Raw genomic sequence first — 3,273 nt, 5'->3', positions numbered from 1 at the left:
GGCGTGCCCTCCGGGCGGGCGTACTCGGCTCGGGCGGCCGGCACGGAACTACGGTCGTCCCGTGCGGCGGCTCGGCGCTGCGTTCCGGGAAGGCGGGCGCTCCAACGCGTGAAGTTCACGGTATTTCTGGCCTCGTGTGTCGGTCTGGTCCGCTCGGGCGGGCTGCTTCTTCTGCCGTTTCGTCTGCCGTGTTCGGCGCTCCGGGGGCCGTACCCCCGGGAAGGCGCAGCCGGGCCTCGTCGTGCTGTTGGTGCGTCGCTGCTGGTCACTGATGGTCACTGCGGACCGGGTCACTCTGTGCAGGTGTGGGCCCACCTATGGTCACACGTCCAGTGTGACCGACCGTACTGACAGTCGCCGCCCGGCCGCTCGGTGGACGGTCCGTCAGCTGCCGGTCCGGCGGGCCGGTCAGCTGTCGGTGCGGCCGTCCCGCGGTGGTTCTCCGGGGCCCTTCGGGCGGCCGGGGCCGGGCAGTCCCGGGGTGCCGGAACCGCCGCCGCCCGCCGCGAGTTCGAATTCGGCGCGGGGGTGTTCCAGCGAGCCGAGGGAGACGATCTCGCGCTTGAAGAGGCCGGACAGGGTCCATTCGGCAAGGACGCGCGCCTTCCGGTTGAACGTCGGTACCCGGCTGAGGTGGTACATCCGGTGCATCAGCCAGGCGGGGTAGCCCTTGAGCTTGCGCCCGTAGACGTGGGCGACGCCTTTGTGCAGGCCGAGGGAGGCGACCGAACCGGCGTACGCGTGGCGGTATTCGGTGAGCGGTTCGCCGTCGATGGAGGCGAGGACGTTGTCGGCGAGGACCCTCGCCTGGCGCACCGCGTGCTGGGCGTTGGGGGCGGTCTCGCTCCCCGGTTCGGATGCGGTCAGGTCGGGTACGGCGGCGGCGTCGCCGGCGGCCCAGGCGTGCGGCGTGTCCTGGACGCCGAGGGTGGCGGTGCAGCGGAGCCGGCCGCGTTCGGTGAGGGGCAGGTCGGTGGCGGCGAGCAGGGGCGACGGTTTGACGCCCGCGGTCCAGACGAGGGTGCGGGTGGGGAAGCGGGAGCCGTCGCTGAGGACGGCGACGCGGTCCTCGCAGGTGTCGAGGCGGGTCTCCAGCCGTACGTCGATGTTCCGGCCGCGCAGCTCGCCGATGGCGTATGTGCCCATGGCCTCGCCGACCTCGGGGAGGATGCGCCCGGAGGCCTCGACGAGGATCCATTTCAGGTCGGCCGGCTTGATGTTGTGGTAGTACCGCGCCGTGTAGCGGGCCATGTCCTCCAGTTCGGCCAGCGCCTCCACGCCCGCGTAGCCGCCGCCGACGAAGACGAAGGTGAGAGCGGCGTCGCGGATCGCGGGGTCGCGGGTGGCGGAGGCGATGTCCATCTGTTCGATGACGTGGTTGCGCAGCCCGATGGCCTCCTCGACGGTCTTGAAACCGATGCCGAATTCGGCCAGGCCGGGGACGGGCAGGGTGCGGGACACGGACCCGGGGGCGATGACGATCTCGTCGTACCCGATCTCCAGGGCTCCGGTGCCGTCCTCGCCGGTGGCGAGCGTGGTGACGGTCGCGGTCCGTTTGGCGTGGTCGACGCGCTCGGCCTCACCGATGACGATCGTGCAGTCCTTCAGGACGCGGCGCAGCGGCACGACGACGTGGCGCGGCGAGATCGAGCCGGCGGCCGCTTCGGGGAGGAAGGGCTGGTACGTCATGTACGGCTCGGGCGTGACGACCACGATCTCGGCGTCGCCGCTCTTCAGTCTCTGCTTCAACTTCCGTTGGAGACGCAGCGCTGTGTACATCCCGCCGTAGCCGCCGCCGACGACGAGAATGCGCACACCTGGCCGGGTGCCGGGGGTCGTCCCCCGGGAATCTGGAGCCATCACCACCCCATGACGCAACGGAGTCAGTGGTTTGTCCACAGGCCCGGCAAATTGTGTGACCGGAGGATCCGCGACGGCACTCGGTGCCCGTCGGACGCGGGCGGCGACAGCCGTGCAGGTCAGGCGCTACGCAGGGGGTGAGGGAAGGGGCGTTGTCCCGGCGCCGATCGGATCTTGGTCCGATCGGGGGGCGTCCCATGCGGAACTACCCCCTTCTGAATTGACGCGGGCTCAACTATGTTCGTAACCCGTCGGGGTGTCGGGTGCGGATTTCGTATGGCTCCGCTCCCCGGCTGAAACGGCGGGAAGTCTCCGGGGGGAGACGTCATAACCGGGGGAAGTTATGCATATTCAGGATACGCATGGCCAGGCTGCGCTCTCGCGCGCGTCCGAGGACAAAGGACGCCTCGGCTCCGTGGGAGCGCTGGGTGTCATGAGCTCGGCCGATGCGGTTCGTTCCGCGGCCGCGGTGAGTGCGGCGGCGATGGGTTCGGCCGCTGCCGGACAGGCCCCGAACGGGGCGACGACGACGGGCACGGCGACGACGAGCACCGCGGGCGCTCCGCGTTCGGCTCCGCTGCGCGTCGACGCACAGCGCAATCTGGAGCATGTGCTGCGGGCGGCGCGCGAGGTGTTCGGGGAGCTGGGTTACGGCGCTCCGATGGAGGACGTGGCACGTCGTGCGCGCGTCGGCGTGGGCACCGTCTACCGGCGGTTCCCGAGCAAGGACGTGCTGGTGCGCCGGATAGCCGAGGAGGAGACCTCCCGGCTGACCGAGCAGGCCCGTACGGCGCTGGGACAGGAGGAGGAGCCCTGGTCGGCGCTCTCCCGCTTTCTGCGTACGTCGGTGGCGTCGGGTGCGGGCAGGCTGCTGCCGCCGCAGGTGCTGCGGGTCGGGGTCGACGGGGAGGAGCAGCCGGGTCTGCCGGCGGCTTCCGGGGCGGCTCCGGCGCCGGGCGGCGTGGACGAGACCCGTGTTCCGCAACAGCGGCAGGGGGTGGGCCAGGACGACTTCCGCGTCGTCGGCCAACGCTCCGGGGGCGGCGACGGGTTGGACGGCCTCGGTGAGGAGACCGGTGCGGTCGAGCTGCTGGAGGTCGTGGGGCGGCTGGTGGACCGGGCCCGGGAGTCGGGTGAGCTGCGCCGGGACGTGACGGTGGCCGATGTGCTGCTGGTCATCGCCACGGCGGCGCCTTCGCTGCCGGACGCCGCTCAGCAGGCCGCGGCCTCGGCCCGGTTGCTGGACATCCTGCTGGAGGGTCTGAGGTCGCGGCCGGCGTGACGGCCGGGGGCGCGGCCCCGGCCGCCCCATCCGCCCCATCCGGCGGCTCGTTCCCGTATCGCTCGTCGTCCGCTCTCGCTCATCGGTCCGCGTCCGTCCGCCTCGTCAGTAGTAGGGGGCGGGCGCGGACC

The 3,273-nt window shown here is 71.7% G+C and carries 2 protein-coding genes; one reads left to right on the top strand and one right to left on the bottom strand.

Annotated features, from left to right (window positions below):
• Nucleotides 1–408: 408 nt before the first annotated feature.
• The gene (locus JS521_RS34720) at nt 409–1,779 is read right to left on the bottom strand and encodes an NAD(P)/FAD-dependent oxidoreductase (RefSeq protein ID WP_239488248.1); all 1,371 of its coding nucleotides are present in this window, start codon (nt 1,777–1,779) and stop codon (nt 409–411) included.
• 424 nt (nt 1,780–2,203) lie between these two features.
• Here JS521_RS34720 and JS521_RS34715 point away from each other — a divergent pair, with 424 nt between their 5' ends.
• Entirely contained in the window at nt 2,204–3,142 is a 939-nt protein-coding gene (locus JS521_RS34715) for a TetR/AcrR family transcriptional regulator (RefSeq protein ID WP_205086849.1), read from the top strand.
• Nucleotides 3,143–3,273 lie beyond the last annotated feature (131 nt).

The organism is Streptomyces durocortorensis (assembly GCF_016901035.1).
Classification (GTDB): Bacteria; Actinomycetota; Actinomycetes; order Streptomycetales; family Streptomycetaceae; genus Streptomyces; species Streptomyces durocortorensis.
The sequence above is the reverse complement of the archived record's forward strand: the minus strand, read 5'-3'. Positions and strand labels throughout refer to the sequence as shown.